The organism is Streptomyces bacillaris, from assembly GCF_003268675.1.
GTDB lineage: Bacteria > Actinomycetota > Actinomycetes > Streptomycetales > Streptomycetaceae > Streptomyces > Streptomyces bacillaris.
On record NZ_CP029378.1, the window covers coordinates 1279831 to 1302888 of the forward strand.

General features: G+C 74.0%; 15 protein-coding genes and 1 pseudogene. 9 read left to right on the forward strand and 7 right to left on the reverse strand.

The features are described from left to right. Positions 1–22: 22 nt before the first annotated feature. From DJ476_RS05280 to DJ476_RS05305, 5 genes and pseudogenes are all read right to left on the reverse strand, one after another. A complete protein-coding gene (locus DJ476_RS05280) occupies positions 23–946 on the reverse strand; it encodes a LysR family transcriptional regulator (RefSeq protein WP_112489965.1) in 924 nt (307 codons plus the stop codon). A 49-nt stretch (positions 947–995) separates the two neighbouring features. Then, positions 996–2195 carry a glycine C-acetyltransferase gene (locus tag DJ476_RS05285; protein ID WP_070204640.1) on the reverse strand — a complete coding sequence of 400 codons (1200 nt, stop codon included), beginning with the start codon at positions 2193–2195 and terminating at the stop codon, positions 996–998. Positions 2196–2264: 69 nt separating this feature from the next. Next, the gene (gene tdh, locus DJ476_RS05290; RefSeq protein ID WP_112489966.1) at positions 2265–3293 is read right to left on the reverse strand and encodes an L-threonine 3-dehydrogenase; all 1029 of its coding nucleotides are present in this window, start codon (positions 3291–3293) and stop codon (positions 2265–2267) included. Positions 3294–3733: 440 nt separating this feature from the next. Continuing rightward, positions 3734–6142: pseudogene (locus DJ476_RS05295) on the reverse strand (bifunctional serine/threonine-protein kinase/ABC transporter substrate-binding protein). 6 nt (positions 6143–6148) lie between these two features. Continuing rightward, positions 6149–6934 (reverse strand): hypothetical protein, encoded by a 786-nt coding sequence (locus tag DJ476_RS05305; protein ID WP_241565721.1) that lies wholly within the window; start codon positions 6932–6934, stop codon positions 6149–6151. A gap of 477 nt (positions 6935–7411) precedes the next feature. Between DJ476_RS05305 and DJ476_RS05310 the strand changes: the two genes are divergently transcribed. The 9 genes from DJ476_RS05310 to DJ476_RS05350 all read left to right on the forward strand — a co-directional run bounded on the left by DJ476_RS05310 (position 7412) and on the right by DJ476_RS05350 (position 21684). Further along, a complete protein-coding gene (locus DJ476_RS05310; RefSeq protein ID WP_112489968.1) occupies positions 7412–10438 on the forward strand; it encodes a family 16 glycoside hydrolase in 3027 nt (1008 codons plus the stop codon). A gap of 173 nt (positions 10439–10611) precedes the next feature. Beyond that, a complete protein-coding gene (locus tag DJ476_RS05315; RefSeq protein ID WP_162638621.1) occupies positions 10612–12879 on the forward strand; it encodes a hypothetical protein in 2268 nt (755 codons plus the stop codon). A gap of 1 nt (position 12880) precedes the next feature. Continuing rightward, complete coding sequence (locus DJ476_RS05320; RefSeq protein WP_112489970.1) at positions 12881–14173, forward strand: TRAFAC clade GTPase domain-containing protein; 1293 nt, start codon at positions 12881–12883, stop codon at positions 14171–14173. After that, positions 14170–16806, forward strand: a complete 2637-nt coding sequence (locus tag DJ476_RS35385; protein ID WP_318294372.1) for a GTPase-associated protein 1-related protein — start codon at positions 14170–14172, stop codon at positions 16804–16806. Before DJ476_RS05320 ends, DJ476_RS35385 begins: the two co-directional genes overlap by 4 nt. Further along, the gene (locus DJ476_RS05335; RefSeq protein ID WP_318294374.1) at positions 16806–18500 is read left to right on the forward strand and encodes a TRAFAC clade GTPase domain-containing protein; all 1695 of its coding nucleotides are present in this window, start codon (positions 16806–16808) and stop codon (positions 18498–18500) included. Before DJ476_RS35385 ends, DJ476_RS05335 begins: the two co-directional genes overlap by 1 nt. A 39-nt stretch (positions 18501–18539) precedes the next feature. Further along, on the forward strand, positions 18540–18686 hold the full coding sequence (locus DJ476_RS34805; RefSeq protein ID WP_167480365.1) for a hypothetical protein: 147 nt from the start codon (positions 18540–18542) through the stop codon (positions 18684–18686). 90 nt (positions 18687–18776) lie between these two features. Beyond that, complete coding sequence (locus DJ476_RS05340) at positions 18777–19439, forward strand: vWA domain-containing protein (protein WP_112489971.1); 663 nt, start codon at positions 18777–18779, stop codon at positions 19437–19439. Further along, positions 19436–20350, forward strand: a complete 915-nt coding sequence (locus DJ476_RS05345; RefSeq protein WP_070204651.1) for a PP2C family serine/threonine-protein phosphatase — start codon at positions 19436–19438, stop codon at positions 20348–20350. The genes DJ476_RS05340 and DJ476_RS05345 overlap by 4 nt, the downstream gene beginning before the upstream one ends. Next, positions 20347–21684 (forward strand): protein kinase domain-containing protein, encoded by a 1338-nt coding sequence (locus DJ476_RS05350; protein WP_103420380.1) that lies wholly within the window; start codon positions 20347–20349, stop codon positions 21682–21684. The genes DJ476_RS05345 and DJ476_RS05350 overlap by 4 nt, the downstream gene beginning before the upstream one ends. Before the next feature lie 118 nt (positions 21685–21802). Here DJ476_RS05350 and DJ476_RS05355 read toward each other — a convergent pair whose 3' ends face one another. Beyond that, complete coding sequence (locus DJ476_RS05355) at positions 21803–22636, reverse strand: inositol monophosphatase family protein (RefSeq protein ID WP_112489972.1); 834 nt, start codon at positions 22634–22636, stop codon at positions 21803–21805. Between the two features lie 86 nt (positions 22637–22722). After that, complete coding sequence (locus DJ476_RS05360) at positions 22723–23052, reverse strand: hypothetical protein (protein WP_103420383.1); 330 nt, start codon at positions 23050–23052, stop codon at positions 22723–22725. Between the last annotated feature and the right edge of the window lie 6 nt (positions 23053–23058).

Here is a 23058-nt window from a genome sequence, read left to right on the forward strand (position 1 = left end):
CACGCCCGTGCCGCCCCCGCCCTCACGCCCGCGCCAGCCCAACTTCCCTGACCGCCACCGCCTCCATCGCGTCCAGCACCGGCCGGATCAGTGGGTGGCCCTCGGCTCCCTGGCGTACGGCCGCGAAGACGCGGCGGGTGGGGGCGCTGCCCTCCACCGGGCGGACGACCACGCCCGTCAGCTCCATCCCGCGCAGCGCCGAGCGCGGCACCAGCGCCACCCCCGCGTCCGCCCCGGCCAGCGCCACCACCGCCCGGAAGTCGTCCGACGAGTGCTCGAAGCGCGGGGCGAAACCGGCGTACTCGCAGGCCAGGACCACCACGTCATGGCAGGGGTTGCCCGGGTACGGACTGATCCACGGGTCCTTCGCCAGGTCCGCCACCGCCACCTGGTCCTGGTCCGCGAGGCGGTGGCCCACCGGGAGGACCGCGTCGAACGGCTCCGAGTAGAGCGGGACCCGGGTGAGGCGCCGGTCGTCCTCGGCGGGGGCGCCCCGGTATTCGACCGCCACCGCCACATCGACCTGGCGGTCCAGCACCATCGGCACGCTCGCGTCGCCCTCCGCGTCCTGGACCTTGACCCGAATGCCGGGCGCGGTGCGGGCCAGCTCGGTGAGGGCGGGGGCGAGGACGAGGCCGATGCCGGTGGCGAACGCGGCGACCGTGACCGTACCGGCGACGCCCGCGCCGTACTCCGCCAGCTCCGCCTCCGCCCGCTCGAGCTGGGCCAGGACCACGTTGGCGTGGCTGAGCAGGATCTCTCCGGCGGAGGTGAGCCGGGCGCCGCGCGCGCCGCGTTCGACGAGGCGGTGGCCGGTCTCCTGCTCCAGGGCGGCGAGCTGCTGGGAGACGGCGGAGGGGGTCAGATACAGGGCGGCGGCGGCCGCGGTCACGGTGCGGTGGTCGGCCACCGCACGGAGGATTCGCAGCCGCCGCGCATCGATCATGTGCCCATTGTCCCAGGTCGCGGCGGCGGCCCGGACCTGGTGGAACGGGTTACGCCTCCGCCTCCAGGGCCGCCCGCGCGTCGACGAACGCGTCCACGGCCCGGTTGACGTCGGCGGTGGAGTGGGCGGCGGAGAGCTGGACGCGGATGCGCGCTGCACCCTGCGGGACGACGGGGTACGAGAACCCGATCACGTACACCCCGCGCTCGAGGAGCAGCTCCGCCATCCGGCCCGCCTTCGCCGCGTCCCCGATCATGACCGGGGCGATGGCGTGGTCGCCGGGGAGGATGTCGAAGCCCTCCTCGGTCATCCGGGAGCGGAAGAGCGCGGTGTTGGCGTTCAGCTGCTCGCGCAGGTCGCCGGCGGACTCCAGCAGGTCGATGACCTTGAGGGAGGCTGCGGCGATGACCGGGGCGAGGGAGTTGGAGAAGAGGTACGGGCGCGAGCGCTGGCGGAGCAGGGCGACGATCTCGGCGCGGGCGGCGACGTAACCGCCGGAGGCGCCGCCGAGCGCCTTGCCGAGGGTGCCGGTGATGATGTCGACCCGGTCCATGACGCCGTGCAGCTCGGGCGTGCCGCGGCCGCCGGGGCCGACGAAGCCGACGGCGTGGGAGTCGTCGACCATGACCATGGCGTCGTAGCGGTCGGCCAGGTCGCAGATCTCCTGGAGCGGTGCCACGTACCCGTCCATGGAGAAGACGCCGTCGGTGACGATCAGCCGGCGGCGGGCGCCGGACGCCTCCTTGAGCTGCTTCTCCAGGTCGGCCAGGTCGCGGTTGGCGTAGCGGTAGCGCTGGGCCTTGGAGAGGCGGATGCCGTCGATGATCGAGGCGTGGTTGAGGGCGTCGGAGATGACCGCGTCCTCGGGGCCGAGGATCGTCTCGAAGACACCGCCGTTGGCGTCGAAGCAGGAGGAGTAGAGGATCGTGTCCTCCTGGCCGAGGAAGGCCGAGAGGCGCTGCTCCAGCTCCTTGTGCACTTCCTGGGTGCCGCAGATGAAGCGGACCGAGGCGAGCCCGTACCCCCAGCGGTCCAGCGCCTCGTGGGCGGCGGCGATGACCTCCGGGTGGTCGGCCAGGCCCAGGTAGTTGTTGGCGCAGAAGTTCAGCACCTCGCCCGGGCGGCCGCCCGCGGTGACGGCGACAGTCGCGGACTGCGGGGTGCCGATCACGCGCTCGGGCTTGTGCAGTCCGGCGGCGCGGATCTCGTCGAGGGTGGTGCGCAGATCGTCGCGTACGGAGTCGAACATGCTGGATTCCTTAAAAGGGATGCGAGAAGAGGTTCGAGGGGATGCGAGAAGAGGTTCGACGGGGCGGAGTCAGGCGGTCCAGTCGAGGATGACCTTGCCGCCGAGGCCGCTCGCGGCGTCGTCGAAGGCCGCCTCGAAGTCGCGGAATCCGTACCGGCCGGTGATCACGGGGGCGAGGTCGAGGCCGCCCTCCAGCAGGACGGACATGGCGTACCAGGTCTCGAACATCTCGCGGCCGTAGATCCCCTTGATCGTGATCATCGAGGTGACGATCCGGGACCAGTCGACGGCGAACTCCTCGGCGGGCAGGCCGAGCATCGCGATGCGGCCGCCGTGCGTCATGTTGGCGACCATGTCGCGCATCGCCTCGGGGCGGCCGGACATCTCCAGGCCGATGTCGAAGCCCTCGCGCAGCCCCAGCTCCCGCTGGCCGTCGGCGATGGTGCGGTCCGCGACGTTGAGGGCGAGGCTGACGCCGACCTTGCGGGCCAGGGCGAGGCGGGCCTCGCTGACGTCGGTGATGACGACGTTGCGGGCACCGGCGTGCCTGGCGACGGCGGCGGCCATGATGCCGATCGGCCCGGCGCCCGTGATCAGGACGTCCTCACCGACCAGCGGGAAGGAGAGCGCGGTGTGCACGGCGTTGCCGAACGGGTCGAAGATCGCCGCGATGTCCAGGTCGACGGGGACCCGGTGCACCCACACGTTGGAGGCGGGCAGGACCACGTACTCCGCGAACGCCCCGTCCCGGCCGACGCCCAGGCCGACGGTGGAGCGGCAGAGGTGGCGGCGGCCGGCGAGACAGTTGCGGCACTTGCCGCAGACCAGGTGGCCCTCGCCGCTGACCAGGTCGCCCACCGCGATGTCGGAGACGTCGGAGCCGGTCGCCGCGACCTCGCCGACGAACTCGTGGCCGAGGACCAGCGGCGTGGTGACCGCCTGCTGGGCCCAGCCGTCGTAGGCGCGGATGTGCAGGTCGGTGCCGCAGATCCCGGTGCGCAGGACCTTGATCAGGACGTCCCCGGGGCCGTGCTCCGGCTCCGGCACGTCCATCAGCCACAGTCCCGGTTCGGCCTTCTGCTTGACGAGTGCCTTCACGGCTGCGGCTCCCTGCACATGGGTGGTACGCGGGTGGTGGATACCCCGGGCCTGGGGGCCTGTCGGAGGAGCCCTGCGGCCCGGGGTGGTCTTGGGGGTTCCCCGTCACGCGTTCTCCGTTACGGGTCTCCGTTACGGGGGTGGACACGGCCGGACGGGACGGAGCACGCGGAACGGGCCAGGCCCGTCCGTGCGGCTCCACGCACTGCCACCGGCCGTCACCGAGAAGGCTGCCGTACGGCGGGGTGCCGGGTCCATCGAGGATTTCTTAAGCACGGTCGCAGGAGATCTTCACACCTGGCCGTGGCTTCACCGACCGCTGCCGCGCATCGGCCTTCGTTCCGGTGGTCGCGGCTCACCCGAACGCCACGCTCCCGGGGCCCTCACTCATGCGTCGGCGTCGGCGTCGGCGTCGGCGTCGGCCGGCTGGGCCCGTACGGCTACACCTCGCCGTACGGGCCCAGGAAGCGGGGGCGTCCCCGCTCCACGCGGTAGAGGAAGATGCCGTTCTCGTAGCGGACCCTGCGGGTCGAGGAGGAGAACGCCAGGGTGCGGACGATCCCGGGGTGCTCCGTCCGGACCAGCCGCTGTGCCAGCCCCTCCCGCCCCTCGCCGCCCGCGCTCGTGGCCGCGGCGGCCCGCGCGATCAGGCCGATGCCGTCGTACGCCTCGGCGGCCCAGGTGGCGGGCGGTGCGCCGAAGCGTCTGCGGTGGGCGGCGGTGAACCCCGCGGCCGACGGGAGCGCCGCCGCATCGGCGTACGCCTCGGCGAAGACCCAGCCGTCGGCCGCCCGCCCGGCGCCCCGGAGAAAGGCGGGCCCCAGGGCGGGTCCGGCCCCGACCCGGGTGCCGGTGAACCCCTCGGCCGCGAGCGCGGCGGCCAGGCGGGCGGCGCGGGACGGGGAGCCGCCCGCGTAGACGACCGCGTCGGCCCGGACGGCGGTGGCCCTGCGCGCCGCCGCCCCGAACCCCGACTCGCCCTCGGGCAGCGGGTGTTCGGTGAGGGTGACCCCGGTGAGGGCGGCGTCGCGGAAGGAGGAGCCGAGCTGCCAGCCGCGTTCGGGATCCGCCGCGTCCTGGACGAGCAGGATGCGCCCGGCGGGGCGGGAGTGGACCAGGTAGCTGACGAGGGCGGGGCCGAGGTTGCGGTCGTAGGGGCGGGTCACACAGAGCGGGAGGTTCGCGTGGGAGTCGGCGGTCGTGACACCCGCCGCGACGACGATCGTGGTGAGCCGCCCCTTCCCGTACCGCAGGACCACGTCCTCGGACAGCACGTCACCGGTCGGCCCGAGGACCGCCATCACGCCGGGATCCGCGACCAGTTGGTCGGCCACACGCAGGGCCCACGCCTCCTCCCCGGCATCGTCCTCGGTGCGCAGCACCAGGCGGAAGGCTTGTCCGGTACGGGAGTTGTGGTCGGCGACGGCCAACTCGGCGCCGCGCCGGTGGGCCAGGCCCGTCGCACGGCCGGGTCCGGTGAGGTCGGCGTGGAGGCCGATGGTACGGGTGGGGAGGGCGCCGGACGGGCCGGTCCTCCGCCGCGCGGTGCTCCAGACCGCCGCGGAGCCACCCGCCAGGAGGACGGCCCCGACCGCCCCGGCGGTGAGGAGCCTGCGGCGGGTGGGGGCGGAGGTGGGCGGGTCGCCGTCCGGCGGGGTGGCGTCGGGGAGGAGTACGTGAGGGTCGGGGTCGGGGAGCGCGAGGGCGGCGGCCGAGCGTTCCGCGATCAGGGCGGGGAGCCCGGGGAGCGCCCAGGGGGCGGGGGCATGGGCCCCAGGGCCAAAGCCTCGCGCGGGTCCCGGCCTCCGACAGCGCCCGCGCCACCCGCGCCCGCGCTTCTCGTCGGCCCACCCGTGCCTACGCTTCCCGCCTGCCCTCCCCCGCCGTCCGCGCCCGCGCTTCCCGGCGCCCCTCCTCCGCCTCTCCCGCCTCCCGCACCTCCGCCCGCGCCACCTGTGCCTGGGCGTCCCGCCGCCCCTCCCCCGTCTCCCACGCCTATGCCCGCCCCGGCTCCCCCACCCGCGCCTGGGCTTACCGCCGCCCCGCCCATCAGCCGGTCCCGGGCCTCCCCCGCCGTCGGCCGGGTGTCCGGGGTCTTGGTCAGGCAGGCGTTGACCAGGGGCAGCAAGGCGGGCGGTACGCCGTCGAGGTCCGGTTCCTCGTGGACCGTACGGAACAGCACGCCCGCCGCTCCGCCCGCTGCCGAAGGGCGGCCTGCCGGTGGCCGCGTACGCCAGGAGCGCGCCGAGCGAGAAGACGTCCCCGGCGGGTCCGGCGTCCGCCCCGCTGCCGGTGGCCTGTTCGGGCGGGAGGAAGCCGGGGGTGCCGACGACGAGGCCGGTGGCGGTCAGCGCGGTGGCGTCGGCGGCGCGGGCGATCCCGAAGTCGATGAGCCGGGGCCCGTCCGCCGCCAGGAGGACGTTGCCCGGTTTGACGTCCCGGTGCGCCAGCCCCGCCGCGTGGACGGCGGCCAGGGCGCGGGCGAGCAGCCGTCCGAGCACCTTGACGCTGCGGGCGGGCAGCGGCCCGTACCGGGCGACGACCTCCGGAAGCGTCGGACCGGGGACGAACTCCGTGGCCAGCCAGGGGGTTTCGGACTCGGTGTCGGCGCCGGTGACCCGTACAGCCCAGGGGCTGTCCACCCGGCGGGCGGCCTCGGCCTCGTGACGGAAGCGGGTCCGGAACTCCTCGTCCCCGGCATATTCGGGGAGGATCACCTTCACGGCGGCGAGCGCTCCGGCGTCGGTGCGCCCGAGGTAGACGGTGCCCACGCCGCCCGTTCCGAGCCGGCCGAGGAGCCGGTGTCCGCCGATGCGCGCGGGGTCGCCCGGTCGCAGTCTCTCCGTCACCCCGCCTCAGCCCCGCCTCCCGACGGCGGTCTCCAGCCGGACCAGCATGGCGGCCTGGGCCTCGGTGACCAGGGCGTCGATCTCCTCGTCGGTGCGGCCCTCCGCCCCCTTGGCGCTGACGGCGACGGTGACCTGGTACGTCTGCGCCTGCTGCCAGGAGTAGTGGTGGGGCCCGCCCAGCGCGGCGGACCGGTACTCACCGGTCTCGGTCAGCGCGTCCTCGGCGTTCCGCTGACCGGTCTCTCCGCCGAGCAGGGCGCCCGCGACCATACCGCCGATCTGCTCGTCGGCGGTGAGCTGTTGGGTGGGGCAGCGCATGGTCTCCTCGATGGACTCCGCCATCTCCCAGGCCGCGTCCTCGCGGGTCCGGTGGACGGTGACGACGGCGGCGAGCCGGATCGGTCCCTTGCCCGGGGCGGCGGGCACCTCGAAGGACCGGGTGCGGGTGGCCAGGACGGTGTCGGCGGGCTTCTCCTGCTTCCAGACGCAGTCGTCGCCGAGCACGGGCCAGGTGGCCGGGCCGCTCTCGTACGGGCTCCGCTTCACCACCCCGGGGCCGAAGCTGCCGGGGCCGGCGATGACCCGGCCGATGAGGTCGAGCGCGGCGGCCCGGGTCGTCGGGAGCCGGGCCGGATCGGGCTCGGGCAGGGTCGGGGCGTCACTGGCCCCGGCGCCATCCCCTGCCTCGGTGCCGCCACCCGCGCTCGGCGCCTTCCGGTTCTCCGTACCGGAGTTGTCGCCGCCCGCCCCGCCCGAGCACCCGGCGAGCAGCAGCAGGACGGGAACGGCCACGAGGAGGAAAGCCGGCCGCCCCCGTCTCCCGAACCGATCCGCCCGATCCGACAGATCCGCCCGCCCCTCCCGATCCGCTTCTAACGGCCCTTGACTTCCCACGGTTCGTCCCCCGCTCTCCTCGACGCCGTGCCGATCCTAGGTTCGGTCCAGGGACGCCGGTGCGGCACAGGTCAGGGCTGTTGCGCCATCGAAACATGAGTAACAGGTCCCGAAAGAAAGGGAGTTCGACCTTTGATCGAGGACCGGCAAACTTTGAACACAGTGATGACGAAGTGTGGACGCCACCGGCAGAAGCCTCCTACTGTTTCGGTCGCACCAGGCCGAGCCGCACGCGATCGAGCCGCACCGGATCGACCCGTACGCGACCGAGCCGGACCAGATCGACCCGCACGAGCCGAACGTTCACCCCCGGGCGCCGGGTGGCCCCACCCACCGCCGCGACGTGCCTCTCGCTGCGAGGGGCCAGGAGGAAGAATGCATCCACGGCCGTTCCACCGCCTCCGCAGACGAGCCCCCCTCGGGCGCCAACCGCTCCGCAGGCACCTCACCGGCCTGCTGGCCGCCTCGTTCCTGGTCGGCGCCTTCACCGCCGTACCGGCCACGGCAGCCCCCGCCGCCGATGAACTACCCCCGCAGGAACCGGGCGTGACCCTGCGGGTCTTCGATGTCCAGGTGCCCCTGGACGAGTTGTGCGACATCAAGGCGGGCCAGACGCCCAACGTCGACAAGCTGATGCCGCGGATCGACTGGAACGCGCCGGAGGACTTCGGCTTCGAGGACCGGTTCGTCTCCCAGGTGACCGCCAACATCCATGTGCCCGAGGACGGTTCGTACACGTTCCGGCTCACCAGCGACGACGGGTCACGGCTGCTGATCGACGATCAGCTGGTCATCGACCACGACGGGTTGCACGGCGCCGAGCCGGAGGACGGTACGGTCACCCTCGCGGCGGGCCACCACGCCCTGCGCATCGACCACTTCGACCGCACCGGCGGCCAGCAGGTCACGCTGGCCTGGCAGCCGCCGGGGGTCGGCGGGTTCACCGTCGTACCGGACTCCGTGCTGACGACCGACGCCGATGTCGTACGGGTGACGGCTCCGGGCCGCAAGGAGTGCGAGGGCGCGCTCGACTCCCCCGGCGACGGGCTGCCGCTCAACGATGTCCACCCGGACTACGCGCTCACCGATCTGCGCCCCGAGGGGTTCGAGCCGCAGGTCTCCGCCATGGACTGGCTGCCGGACGGGCGACTCGCGGTGGCCACGTGGGGCGGCACGGACAACGAGACCGGTGAGGTCTATCTCCTCGACGGCGTGCGGGGCGAGACCGGCCCGGACCGGGTGGAGGCGAAGAAGGTGGCCGAGGGGCTCAAGGAGCCCATGGGCATCAAGGCCGTCGACGGGAAGCTCTACGTCTCGCAGAAGCACGAACTCACCGAGCTGACCGACACCGACGGCGACGACGTCACCGACGAGCGGCGGACCGTGGCCACCTGGCCGTACGGCGGCAACTTCCACGAGTTCGCCTTCGGCCTGCTCTACCGGGACGGCCACTTCTACCTCAACCTCTCCGTGGCGATCGACCTCGGCGGCGCGACGGCGGACCCGCAGCCCGCCGAGAACCGCGGCACCACCATCAAGGTGAACAAGGAGACGGGCGAGGTCAGTTACCTCGCCGGAGGCCTGCGGACTCCCAACGGCATCGGCTGGGGCCCGGAGAACGACCTCTTCGTCCTGGACAACCAGGGCGGCTGGCTGCCCTCCTCCAAGCTGGTCCACATCAAGCAGGACCGCTTCTTCAACCACTACACCAACCCGTCCGGCCCCTTCGACGCGAAGCCCGTCACCAAACCGGTGCTCTGGCTCCCGCAGAACGAGATAGCCAACTCGCCCTCCACACCTCTCCAGTTGACCGAGGGCCGGTTCGCCGGGCAGCTGCTCTTCGGGGACGTGACGTACGGCGGTATCCAGCGCGCCTACCTGGAGAAGGTCCACGGCGAGTACCAGGGCGCGGTCTTCCGCTTCACCCAGGGCCTGGAGGCGGGCGTCAACCGGATCAGCACGGGCCCGGACGGCGCGATCTACGCGGGCGGGCTCGGCGCGGGCGGCAACTGGGGCCAGGAGGGCAAGCTGACGTACGGGCTCCAGAAGCTCACCCCCAGCGGCGGCAAGGCGTTCGACATCCTGGCGATGCGGGCGAAGCCCGGCGGCTTCGAGCTGGAGTACACCGAGCCGCTCTCGGAGGAGACGGCGGCGAACCTGGCCCAGAGTTACCAGGTCGAGCAGTGGACCTACGCGCCCACCCCGGCCTACGGCGGCCCCAAGATCGACGAGGAAACCCTCCGGGTCGGCTCGGCCACGCTCTCCGAGGACCGCAGGAAGGTCACGCTCGCCCTTCCCGGCCTCAAGCCGAACCGCGTCGTCCACGTCCGCTCCCCGCGCCCCTTCTCCTCCGCGAGCGGCACGGAGCTGTGGTCCACGGAAGCCTGGTACACGCTCAACTCCCTCCCGGGAGACCAGCCTCCGCCCACCCTGTACGAGGCGGAGGAGGCCACCCTCACCGGCGGCGCGGGCGTCGACACCGAGCACGCGGGCTACTCGGGCGGCGGCTTCGTCGACAACTTCGGCAACCAGGGCGCGGCGGTCACCTTCGACGTGACGGCGGAGAAGGCGGGGACGTACGACGTCGGCCTGCGCTACTCCAACGGCCCGCACCCGGCCCCCGGCACCAAGACCATCAGCGTCCACGTCAACGGCACGAAGGTCCGGCAGACGAGCCTCGGCTCCACCACCGACTGGAAGACCTGGGCGACGAAGAACGAGCAACTTCAGCTGCGCGAGGGCCGCAACACCATCACGTACTCCTACGACAGCGGCGACACCGGCCATGTGAACCTCGACATGATCGCCGTCCACCCCCAGGGCGCCCGCATCCAGCTCTTCGACGGCACCGACCAGGCCAACTGGCAGCACCCGGACGGCCGGTCGCCCCAATGGCCGGTGAGCAACGGGGAGATGGAGATCAAGGACGGCGACCTGCGCACCAAGCAGGGGTTCGCGGACTTCCGCGTCCACGTGGAGTTCTGGCTGCCGAACCTCCCGCCGGACGTCACCGGCCAGGACCGCGCCAACAGCGGTGTCTACCTCCAGGAGCGGTACGAGGTGCAGATCCTGGACTCGTACGGTGACGACACCCTGGCCGACAACGAGGCCGGATCGATCTACACGAAGAAGGCCCCGGACGTGAACGCGGCCACCCCGCCCGAGACCTGGCAGACCTATGACATCACCTTCCGCGCCGCCCGCTTCGACGCGGCGGGCAACAAGACGGAGGACGCCAGGATCAGCGTCGTCTGGAACGGCGTCACCGTCCACGACGACGTGGCGGTCGACGGCCCGACCGGCGGCGGAGCGGCCGAGGCGGCGACGGCGGGGGCCATCAGGCTCCAGGACCACGGCAGCAAGATCCGCTACCGGAACGTGTGGGTGGAGCCGCTGACGTAAGGGCGTAGGACGTAGGGCGTAAGCGCACAAGAACCTCGGACCTGTACAGGAGGGCGGTGGCCACGGGCCGCCGCCCTCCTCTCTCTCCGGTCTCGCTCGGGACACATGATGGGAGAAACGCCGCCGCGCACGCCCCGGATCTGCTGGGATGGGTCGTGGCGGGAGCATGAGCAGTGAGCACGGGGGCGCAGGTGGGGTTGGAGTTCGGGCAGAGCCTTGGGCTGCGCCGTGCCGTGCGGGGGCTGCCGCTCTCCCCGCTCGTTCCCGGTTACGGTCACCTCGTCGCCCGGCAACAGGCCCTGGGGTTACGGCACATCGGTGACGCGCTCGTGGAGCGCGGGCGGGTGCTGCGGGTGCTCGACGGGGTCTTCGAGGAGCGGGCGGCCCGTCGCTGGCAGCACATCGGGGCCGGGCGGATCCAGGAGATCGCCGTCGTACGGGGTGTGGCGTACGGGCCGCTCCTCACCCAGCTGGAGGCAGTCCAGCTCCAGGACCCCGCCGCGCTGCGCCGCATCCTCCTGTACCAGCTCACCGGACTCCTCCAGGCACACCCGCAGGGCTCCGAGCCCGGGACCGCCGTCGCGCTGGGGGTCTGCCCCCGGGAGGCGCGCGCCCTCGTCCGCGCGGCCGCCGGGCGGCCCCGGCTGGACGGGCAACAGCGGGAAGCAGCCGAGGGGTTGGAGGACGCCTGGAGCAGCGGCAAGGTGCGGCGGGCCGCCCGGCTGGCGGCCCGGTTACCGGCGGACGGCGGGGGCGACGCGGCGCTGCGCGGGCGGTTGTCGGACATCGCCCTACGGGCGAAGGAGGCCGACCGGGCGCTCGACGCGGGGCGGAAGGCCGAGCGGTCGGGTGACGTACGCGCGGCGCAGGCCGGATTCCTCAGGGCCGCCCGGCTGGCCGCCGACTGCCCCCGCGCCGTGCTCGCCCTGGTACGGGTGCGCCGGGCGGAGGACGGGAGTGCGGGCCCCGCCGATGCGCTGGCGGTCCGCCCGGCCGCCGAGGCCGTGTCGCTCTCCGCCGCCCTCCCAGCCGCCGACGGGGCACCCGCCCGGCGGGTCCTCCGGCTGACCCGGGTGCCGGACGGCCCGACCGGGATCACCGAGATCGAGCACGCCTCCCCGGCGGGCGGCTGGGTGGACCGGCATCCGCCGTTCGGCCAGGAGGTCCGCTATGCCGCGTTCCCGCTGCGGGACGGCCGGATCGACGGGCCGCCCGTGGTCTCCGACGTGCTGCTCGTGGCCGCGGACGTCTCCGGGCTGCGTTCCACCACCGGCCGGGGCCGGATCGACGCCACCTGGACCGAGCCGTCGGGTGCGCTGGACGTGCGGGTCCGGCTGTACGGCCCGGACGGGCCGGTGGTGGACGGCGTCTCGGTGCGTACGGGGGCGCTCACCGCGACCGGGCTCGCCGTCGGCGCCCATGTGGTGCGCGTCCACTGCCGCTACCGGTCACCGGACGGGTCCGTCGTCGAGTCGCCGGGCATGGAGCATCACGTCGTCGTCGACCCCTGGCCCGCGCCCGTGGACCGGCTCGACGCGACGGTCGTACAGGGGGCCGTGCGGTTCGCCTGGAGCGGTGGCCGGGACGCGGACGTACGGCTGGTCTCCTGGCCCGCCGACCCGCCGGAACCCGGGGCGGAGCTGACGTACGACCCGGCGCGGCCCTGGCCCGCCCCACTGCCCTGGGAGGCCGCGGCGGGCGGCGGTCTGGTGCCGCCTCCGGGCTCGGTCACCCGGGTGTCCGCCCTGGCCGTGCTCGGCCCACGCGCGGTGGCGGGGCCGGGGCTGGTCGTGGAGTGCCCGCCGCCGGTGGCCGGGGCGCGGGTGGAGCGGGTGGCCGGGGGCCGGGCCCGCGTCACGTTCGACTGGCCGGCCGAGGCCGGCGAGGTGGCGGCCACCGTGGAGCAGGACGGCGGGAGCACCGTGCGCCGGGTGACCCGCAGCACCTACGTCCGGGAGGGGCTGTACGTGGACGTGGCGCCGTCCGCGTTCTCCCTCACCCTCTCCGCCGCGCCCCGCACGCCGGACGCGGTGGTCGTCCCTCCGCCCGGCGGCGGGACCCGGGTGCCGCCGGAGATCACCGTCAGCTACCGCATCGTCCCCGGCCCCCGCCGGGCGCTGCGCCGGGGTCCCGCGCTGCTGCGGGTCACCCTCTCCTGCCCGGGTGAAGTGCCGCCCGGTCTGCCGGAGTTCGTGCTCGTGGTCCGTACCGAGAAGGGCCGTACGGAGAAGGGCCGCGCACCGATCCGGCCGCGCACCCCCACGGACGGGACGGCCCTGCTCCGGCTGGACGGCGGCAGGTTGCGCCCCGGCAGCCCGGTCGAGCTGCCCCTGCCGTCCGGCCTCCGGCCCCCGTACGCCCTGCGCGGATTCCTCCTCGGCGAAGGGGCCGCCGACGTACGCCTCGACGAACCCTCTCCCACGGACCTGGTGGTGCGCTGACATGACGACCGTCATCTGCCCCTACTGCTTCGACCGCGCACCCGCCGCGCGACTGCCCTACCGCTGTCTGATGACGCCGAACGGCGTGCGCGGCGGCACCCCGTGCGATGCCGAACCCGACGACGTATGGGCGGACTTCATGGGTCCGGGCCTGCCGCCGTCGCAGCGGCTGCGCGGCCCGGTCTTCCCCGCGCCCCGGACGCTGGCGGCCCTCCGCGGCACCTCCGCCCGGCAGCCGTGCCCCCGGTGCGGGGTGGCCACCGCAGTGCGGGTCTGCCGGGGCTGCCACAACGACTTCCCCGGTGAGTACTGCGACCAGGACAGCCGCATCATCGCCCTGGTCGGCGCCAAGGCCTCCGGGAAGAGCACCTATGTGTCCGTGCTCGTCAACGAACTGCGGGGCCGGGTGGGCCGGGAGTTCACCATCTCGCTGCCCGCGATGGGGGCCGAGACCCAGCGCCGGGACCGGGAGATGGAGGAGGACCTCTACGAGCGGCTGCGCCTCCCGGACACCACGCGTCCGGCGGCGCTGGGCTTCAACGACCCGCTGCTCTACCGGCTGAGCGTGCCGCGCCGGGGGCGGTACGCCAGGGGAAGCAGACACACCACCCTGGTCTTCTTCGACGCGGCGGGCGAGGACCTCAAGAGCGCGGAGGCGATGGCCCGTTACACCCAGTACCTGGCGGCGGCCGACGGGATCATCCTGCTCGTCGACCCGCTCCAGCTCGGTTCGGTGCGCGACCGCACCGGGTCCGCCGACGGGCCGCCGCTGCCCGCGGTCGAGACCTCGCCGCAGCAGATCGCCTCCGATCTCGCCGTCCAACTCCGTTCCCACGGACGGAGCGTGTCGCGGGGCCGGGTCACTACCCCGATGGCCGTCGCCGTGACGAAGACGGACGCGCTGAGGCCGCTGCTGGGCGCGCACTCACCGCTGCTGCACAACGCGCCCCACACCGGCGGCAAGCACGATGACGACGACCGGCTGGCCGTGCACGAGGAGTTGCGCTCCCTGCTGAGCGACTGGGACTCCGGGGTGCTCTGCCGCCAGCTGGAGAACGACTTCGCCGAGCTGTCGTACTTCGGCCTCTCCGCCCTCGGCTCCCCGCCGCCCGCCGACGCACCGGCCGACGCCCCGAAGTCGGGCCCGCAGCCGGTCCGGGTGGAGGACCCGCTGCTCTGGCTGCTGGGACGGCGCGGGCTGATCCCGGTCCGCAAGGGCCGCAAGGGCCGCGAGGAGGACCGCCTCGGCGACCGCCGGGAGAGCCGGGACCTCACGGGGAAGGCCGACGCATGAGCCTGGGACAGCTGCACTACACCTCGGCGCCGCCCGGCCCGGACGGCTCGGGGTTCCGCTTCACCGCGCTCACCCCCGGGCTGCCGCAGTCGGTGCTCCGGGAGGCCGAGCAGCTCATCGGCTACGAGCCGCCCCGGAACGCGCCCGCACGCCCGTCGGCGGATGAACTCGACGCGTTCCCCCGGGCGTTCAGCTACAGCGAGCTGTCCGACGGCAGCCGGCTGCTGGCCCGTACGGTCTACACGGGCGCCGACTACAGCGGCCGCTGGGGCAACTTCCACGCCCACGCCGTGCACCTGGCCCCGGGGCAGCAACTCCCGGACGGCGCCCTGCCCGTCAGCGCCTGGGAGTCCCCCGGCTGGGCCACGGCCACCCCCGAGGGCGGCACGCCGCCGCCCCTGTCCGTGCTGCCGCCCTCCAGCGGGCTGGACCGGGACGGCCTGATCGCCTTCGCCGCGTCCAGGGCGCCCTGGCTGGCCGCCGTTTTCACCGACCTCCAGCGCCAGGCCGAGGACGAGACCGCGCCGCAGATCGTCCTCGTGGAGCGGGACAGCGCCGATGTGGCCCGGTGGGTGGTCCTGGCGAGCACGGTGCTGCCGCGCCGGGCCGTCCACCGGCTGACGTTCACCACCTACACCCGGCGCCCGCACCTCGCCGGGCAGCGGATCATCGGCGTCCTGCCGGACGACGCCCACGGCCTGGCCGGCTCCGGGCGCCGCCACCGGGTCCACGACTGCACCGTCCCGCCCTCCCCCGACAGCCCGGAGCCGACGCCGTGGGCGGTGGCCGCCGCCCGGATCTGGTCGGCCGGTGCCCTCGAACTCTTCCAGTACGCCGACCGGCTCCCGGGCGACCCGTTCACGCCGGGCCCCCTCTCGGCGCTCGCCCTGTGCGCCGGGATCGACCTGCCGTCCCCGCACCGGACGGCAGCGGCTCGCTGGGCGTGCGAGCATCCCTCGGAGCTGAGCCAGGAGGAGCTGGAGGGGCTGGTCCAGACCCTGGCGGAGCCCGGATACACCCCGGCGGAGCCCCGGCACACGCCGGTGGAGCCTTGGCACACGCCAACGGAGCCCGGGCAGACATCGGCGGGGCCTGGGCACACGCCGACGGAACCCTGGCCGACATCGGCGGGGCCTGGGCACACCCCGACGGAACCCTGGCCGACACCAACAGCGCCCCAGCCGGACGTAGCACCCGTACCGGCGTCCACCCCACCCGCCGAGACCGCCGCCCTGGCCGAGCTGTTCGCCCGGGTCGGTGCCGGTCTGCGGCCGGAGATCGCCGCCCCGCTGGCCGCCCGGCTCTTCACGGCCGCCGTCCGCTCGGCCGAGCCGGTCCGCCCGCCGGACCGTGGGGCCCTGACCGACGAGGTGGCCCGGCGGCTGGCAGCCGAGCTGGGCCCGGAGCTGCGGGCCGGGATCGCGGACGCGGCGGGCGGCACCGGGCGTCCGCTCCGGCTGCTGCGGGTGGCCGGTTCCCTCGGTGTGGACTACGCCGATCTCGTGCCCTCGCTCGCCCACCGGCTGGCGTCCGCGCTGCTGGCCGATCCGTCCGCGTACGGAGGTGAGCTGGACGGGACACTCGCGGACCGGCCCGACCTGCGCTCCGCCCTGCTGCGGGAGCTGGACACGGCGGCCGGGGCGGCTCCGGCCTCCGTCACCGTGCTGCTGGAGCGCGCCCCGCTGGAGCTGGAGAGCCGGGAGGCCCTGCCGTATCTGCGGATGTGCGGCTGGATCGCCCGCTCCCCGTCCGGTGGCGGGGACGGCACCGGTGCCCGGGACCGGACCGGGGAGCTGCGGGCCGTCCTGGGAGCGGCGGGGGTCTCCGTCGTGGCCCATCCGCCGCTGCTGCGGATCGCCTTCCGCCTGGTGTGGGGGGCGGCCACGCCGACGCCGGAGGAGGCCCGGTACGTCCTCGCCGAGCAGGGCGCCGACCTCCACCGTACGGCGGAGACCTGGCCCTTCCTGGTCACGGCGGCGCTCAACGGCCTCCCGGGGGACCCGCATACGGACGAGCTGGCCCACGAACTCCTCACCGCGTTCCCCGACCGGCTCCCGCCCCGCGACCGGGCGGCGCTCCTGCTGCTGGAGTTCGCCCGCGACCTGCGGGCGGGTGGCGCGGAGCCCGGCTGGGTGGACCGGGTCCTCGGGCTCCGGAGGGCCGCCGAACCGGTGAACCCCCCGGTGCTGGAGCACGTCTTCGGCCGCCTGGCCCGGCAGTTGCTGCACGACCCCGGCCCGGGCCGCGAGCTGGACGACCTGATCCGCGGCAACGACGCCGACCTCTGCGCGGCCTACGAGCAGGTCGCCCGCGAGGACTCCGTACGCGACCGGCTCCTGCGCGACCCTCACTACCTGGCGGCCCGCTTCGTCGACTGGAACGCCCACCCGCAGGCGGGCGGCGCGTGGGGCAAGGTCCGGGGCCCGCTGCTGGACGGGGTCCTCCGACCGGCCGCACGGGCGCTGGGCGCCCAGGAGTTGGCTGCTGTGGAGGCGGCTCTCACCGAGCGCGGCAGCCGGTACGCGGACGACTTCCGCGCCTGGAACCGCCCCGGCGCCCTGAGCCGCCTCGGCCTCCGCTTCGGCAGCCGCGACAGCCGGACGCCGGGCCGCCGTCGCGGCGGTGACTCCTGATGGGCGGGCTGATCTCGGCGGCGCTCTGGCTGACCGTGGCCGTCTGGGCGGGGGTGTGTCTGTTCCGGGCGTTCTGGGAGTTCCTCGCCCTGGCCCTGCGCGCCTCCGCCCAGGGCATCGGCCCTCGGACCACCGGCACCCCCGACCCCCGTATCCCGCCCGTCGGGGCCGAGCCCGCGCGGCGCGCGTACTGGTCGGAGCTGCTGTGGGTGGACGCGTACACCTCCACCCGGACAGCCGCGTCGGCCGTCCGGCACCGGCTGCTGGGCCGGTGGATGGCGGTCACCGCCCGGCGCATGTTCACCGGCCGCCAGCCCTCCACCGGCTACCGTTTCGACCACTGGATCGCCCGCTCCGTCGTCCGGCTGCTGGCCCCGGGCACCGCGCTCGGTGCCATCACGGGGGCGCTCCTGGCGTCGGCGGTCATGGTGCTGGTCCACCTCGTGATGTGGCTGCTGGCGGGCCTGGTGTGGCTGGCGGCGGTGGCCGGGGTCGCCGTGCTGCGCGGGGCGGACCGGGGCGTGGCGCTGGTGCGGGGAGTCCGGATGAAGTGCCCCTACCCGGGGTGCTACCGGCCCTTCCCGCTCGCCGTGCACCGCTGCCCGGGGTGCCGCACGGCCCACCGGGAGCTGCGGCCGGGGAGGTTCGGCGCGCTGTGGCACCTCTGCTCGTGCGGGCGGCGGCTCACGGCCGTCTCCCTGTTCGGGCGCGACCGGCTCCCCGTCGAGTGCCCGCACTGCGACCGGTCGCTCCCGTCCGGGATCGGACGGCTGCGCACGGTGCACATCCCGGTGGTCGGCGGGACGTCGTCGGGCAAGACGATGCTGATGGCGGCCGCGGTCGCCGGGCTGCACGCGAGCGCCGGGCGGAGCGCGCTGAAGGTCGAGTTCGCGACGGCCGACGACCGGCGGGACGTGGTGGACCTCGACGGGCAGCTCAAGCAGTCCGGTCGGGTCCGCAAGACGCAGGGCGGCCAGCCCCGGGCGCTGATGCTGCGGATCAGCCACCGCCGCGGCCGTCGGCTCCTCTATCTCTACGACCCGATGGGCGAGTCCCTGTACGACGTGGACTCCACCCGCCGCCAGGAGTATCTGGCCCACGCCGACGGGGTGATCCTGGTCGTCGACGTGCTGGCCGACCCCCGGGTGCGCCGGTCCTTCTCGGCGGACGAGGAGGCGCTGGCGCGCGGGGCCAACCCGTCGGAGCCGGGACCCTGGGAGACGTACCAGACGTTCACCGGCGAGCTTCCGGGGCTGACCGGCCGGCGTCGGGGCACCCGGCTGCCGCTGGCGGTGGTGGTCACCAAGCGGGATGTGCTGGACCGGATCGATCGGCTGCGCGTCCCGGCCACGGGCATCGGTCCGTGGCTGGCCACGATCGGTCTGGACCGGCTGGTACGGGACCTGGGGCACCGCTTCCGCACCCGCCGGTACTGGGCGCTCAGCGCCTACGCGGCCACCGGGACGGGCCCTCTGGTGAGCGAGCAACAGCGGGCGGCGGAGGCGGTGTTGTGGATTCTCGCCCGCACGGGCCTACGGGTCGGCAAGCTGCTCCCCGAGGAGTCCGAGAGCCTCAAGGCGCCCCCTCGGGCTCCGCGGTCGGCCCGCCGTCCCCGTCCCCGTCCGTACCGGGCCCGCGCGAGGCGCCCGTACAAGATCGTTCAACCCCATGACGGAGCCCGACGTGATCGTTAAGGTCGGTCACGTACGAGAAGAGAGAGACGGTCCACGGCTATGCCGGTCGTTACACCGAACATCACGCGGGGGCGTCGGCTGCTCCTCACCCTGTTCGTCGTCGCCGCCGTCCTCGTCCTCGCCGGGCTCCTGGCCCGGGGGCTGGCGTTCGCCGTCAGCCTGCTGCCCGACTGGCCCGGCGAGTGACGGCGGCACCCACCCCAGCACGTCCCCCGCGGGGCGACGCACACACCATGACAAGGAGGGCTTCGAGTGAGTGACATTCCCGGCGGTCCCATGGCGAACCGGCCGGTCCACTTCATCTGGCTGCTGGACTGCTCCTACTCCATGCAGGGCGAGAAGATCGGACAGCTCAACTACGCGATCCGGGAGGCGGTTCCCGAGATGCGGTCGGTGGCCCACGACAACCCGGCGGCCCAACTCCTGCTGCGGACGCTGACGTTCTCCACCGAGGCGCGGTGGCACCACAAGGATCCGGTGCCGGTGGACGACTTCACCTGGCAGGACGTCCAGGTCGACGGCATGACCAACCTGGGCGAGGCGCTGGAGATGGTCTCCCGGGAGCTGCAGACGCCCCCGATGCCGCAGCGCGCGCTCAAGCCGGTGCTGGCCCTGGTCTCCGACGGGGTGCCGACGGACGACTGGAAGTCGGGGCTGCGGGCGCTGGACGCCACCCCCTGGGGCAAGAAGGCCGTGCGGGTGGCCATCGCGATCGGGGCGGACGCGGACCGCAGCGTGCTCCAGGAGTTCCTGGGCAACCCCGAGCTCCAGCCGCTGGACGCCAACAGCCCCAAGCAGCTGGCGGCGGCGATCCGCTGGGCCTCGACGGCCGCGGTCAAGGCCGCGTCCCAGCCGGTGGCCTCCCCCACCGACACCACGGTAAAGCAACCGCCCTACGCGCCCCCGCAGTTGGACGACGACGATGACGACGTCTGGTGAGCGCTCCTGAGCGGCGGCAGCCGCCGCGAGAGGCCCGCTGGGAGACGCTGGAGCACAGCGTGCAGGGGGTCAACAAGCAGCTCAACCAGGACTGGTACGTCGCCGAGGGATCCGGGTCCGCGAGCGATCCGCTGATCCTCGCGGTGGCGGACGGCCACGGTTCGGCGGTGCACGCCCGCAGCCATATCGGGGCGCGGTGTGCGGTCGACCTGTTCGCCGCCCAGGCGCGTACGTTCGCCGAACTGGCGCGCTCCGAGGGGCCGGACGGAACGCACAGCCTGAGCTGGCTGATGAACTACGCGCGCAACGAGCTGCCCCGGCAGCTGGCGGCGGCCTGGCAGGAGAGCGTGCTCGCCCACTGGGACCGCCACCCGGACACGGTGAACCCGGCGGCGGAGCCGCCCCCCAAGGGCCGGAAGCTGCTGCTGTACGGGGCGACGCTGGTCGGTGCGGTGGTCACCCCGCAGCTCTTCGCGGCGTGGCAGCTCGGTGACGGTGAGCTGACGGTGATCGGTGCCGACGGGGCGGTGGCGCTGCCGCTGGCCCCGGTGGAGGCGGATCTCGGGGACGAGACGGAGTCCCTCTGCAGCCGCCACGCCTGGCAGTTGGTACGGGTGCACTGGGCGCCGGTCGTCGCGCCCGACCGCACCCCGCGGCTGATCGTCCTCTCCACCGACGGCCTCTCCAAGAGCTTCGCGTCCGACGAGGGGTTCGCCCAGTTCATGGCCGGGCTGGACCAGCGGCTGGCGAAGGACGGCGGCCCCGACGACGTACGCGAAGCCCTCCCCGGGTGGCTGGCCGAGGCGGCCCGCTACTCCGGTGACGACACGACCCTGGTCGCCGCCCGGCGGCCCGAACCCGACGCGGCGGACCACGGCCCCGCACCAGACGAACCACGGAGTGACGCATGACCGGCATGCTCGACGGAGGAACGCTCCTCACCGCTGACGACGGGGAGTCCGTCCGCGTCATCGACATGCTCGGCGCCGGCGGCCAGGGCGAGGTGTACCGGGTGGCGACCGCGTCGGGCGAGCGCGCCCTGAAGTGGTACTACCCATCCTGTGCGACGCCCGAGCAGTCCGACATCGTACGGGAGTTGGTCGACCGGGACTTCGACGACGACCGGTTCCTGTGGCCCACCGCGTACGTGCCGTCGCCGGCCGGGGCGGGGGCCTTCGGCTATCTGATGGATCTGCGGCCGGACCGGTTCAAGGGGCTGCCCGACCTCTTCCGCCGCAGGCTGCGGACCACCCCGCGCGCGCTGCTGACCGCCGCGCTCTACACGGTGGAGGCCTACCAGGCGCTCCACTCGCGGGGGATCGCCTACCGGGACATCTCCTGGGGCAACATCTTCTTCGACCCGGCCACCGGTGACGTCCTGGTCTGCGACAACGACAACGCCGTGGTCGAGGGAGACGCCACCGGCATCTCGGGGACCATGGAGTTCATGGCGCCCGAGCTGGTGCGCGGCGACCCGGGGGCCCGGCCCGGCACCCAGTCCGATCTGCACTCGCTCTCGGTGCTGCTGTTCATGCTCCTGATGAACCATCATCCGCTGAAGGGCAAGCGGGAGTTGGAGATCCACTGCCTGGACGAGGCGGCGGAGAAGCGGCTGTACGGGAAGCAGCCGCTGTTCGTCTTCGACCCGGCCGACCAGGCGAACGCCCCCGACCCCGTGGAGCAGTCCACCGTCCTGCACACCTGGGCCGCGGCTCCCCCGGCCCTCCAGGACCTCTTCACGCACAACTTCACCGTGGGCCTGCACCAGCCGACCGCCCGGGTGCGCGAGTCGCAGTGGCGGGACGCGCTGCGGTCCGTGCTGGACGCCATCGTGGACTGCGCCGACTGCGGCCGGCAGAACATGACGCAGCCCGCCGCGACCACGGCCGGAACATGCTGGTCCTGCGGCAGCTCGCTGATCCTGCCGCCCCGGCTGAGCATCGTCACCCCGCTGCCCCGCTCGGAGCGCCATGTCCGGCTGCGCCGGGACGCCCGGGTCCACGAACACCATCTGGCGCCCGAGCCCTCCCGCCACGACTACAGCGATGCCACGCTGGTGGCGGTGCTCACCGAACACCCCAGCAAGCCGGGCAAGTTCGGGCTGGCGAACCGTTCGTCGACCAGTTGGACGGGGACCCGTTCCGACGGCACCTCGCAGGAGATCGCCCCGGGCCAGACCGTGCCGCTCCGGGCGGGGCTGCGGCTCGACCTCGGCGGGGCACAGGCGGCGGTCCACGCGAAGTAGCGCGGGGGCATACCACGGTAGCCCCGGGGCCGCGTCTCACGATGGTGGTCGCGGCCCCGGCCACGGGATCACGGCCCGAGCCCCAGCATGGGAACCCAGGCCCCGGCCCCGGATGGCTTCAGCCGCCCCGGATCATCGACATCAGCCGCCCGTGGGTCTCCTCGTCGGCGGCGGCCACCAGCCCGTGGCCCCGCCCCGGGCCCTCACCGACCGGGGAGCCGTCGATCCCGGTGACGACACAGCCCGCCGCCCGGCACAGGGCGATACCGGCGGCGAAGTGCACGCTCCCGGAGAGGTCGCCGCCGTCGCTGACGTACGCGGCACGCTTCCCGGCCGCGACCCAGGCGAGCGCCAGGGTCGTGGAGCCGACGCGCGGCCGGAATTGCCGGCCGAACTCCGGGTGGGCGAGCAGCTCCACGGCCCGGAATCCCGGCGCGCCCGGGAACGGCGGGTCCAGGTTGACGTCCACCAGCCCGGTGGCGGCCGTGGGCGCCAGCGGTACGTCGTCGGCCCCGGCGCGCCGTACCCAGGCGCGCTCCCCGTCGGTACGGAAGACCTCGCCGCCGAACGGGTCGGCCACCGCCGCCGCCCCGCCGCGCAGCGCCACGTTGACGGCGACGAGCAGGGTGCCGACGGCGTAGTTCAACGTGCCGCACAGGGGGTCCACCAGCCACTGGCGGACCCCGTCGGCGGCACCGGCGCCCTGCTGCCCGCCCTCCTCGCCGAGCACCGCGTCGGCGGGCCGGGCAGCGCGGAGGACGTCGAGGATCGCCTTCTCCGCCGCCACGTCGGCGGCGGTGGCGAAGTCCCCGGCGCCCTTGTCGATACGGGCGAGCTCCTGCCCGTACAGGGTGCGGACGACTTCCGCACCGGCCTGCGCCGCGGCTGTCGCGACATCGACGTCGGATGTGGCTGCGGCGTCACCGGACCGTGCGGTGGATGAGTTGATCATGCCGTGCAGACTACCGAGGAAGGCTCGACCTGCGACCGGGCATCCCGCCCCTGCCCTCTCCGGGCCTTCCGGGCCCCAACTCCCCCTCAGAGCCCGACGAGCCGCCCGATCTCCTGGGCCAGGGCGATGCCGCCGCTGCCCGCCGCGAGCCCCACCGTCAGCGTCTCCAGCGCCTGCCGGATCCGCCCCCGGTCGGCGGGGCGCCCCTCCTCCCCCGCCCGGACCAGCTCGCCGCGCACGAACTCCGCCTCCGCGGCAAGTTCCGGCCGTGCCGCCTCCCGGCGGACGAGCTGGACGAGGTCGGCGGCGAGCTGGAGCGCCTCGGCCGGGGGCGCGCCGTAGGTGACCTCGATCTTTCCGTGGTCGCCGAAGTTGCTGGGGCCGGAGATGTTGCCGTGGAAGTTGTAGGTGCTCATGTGTCT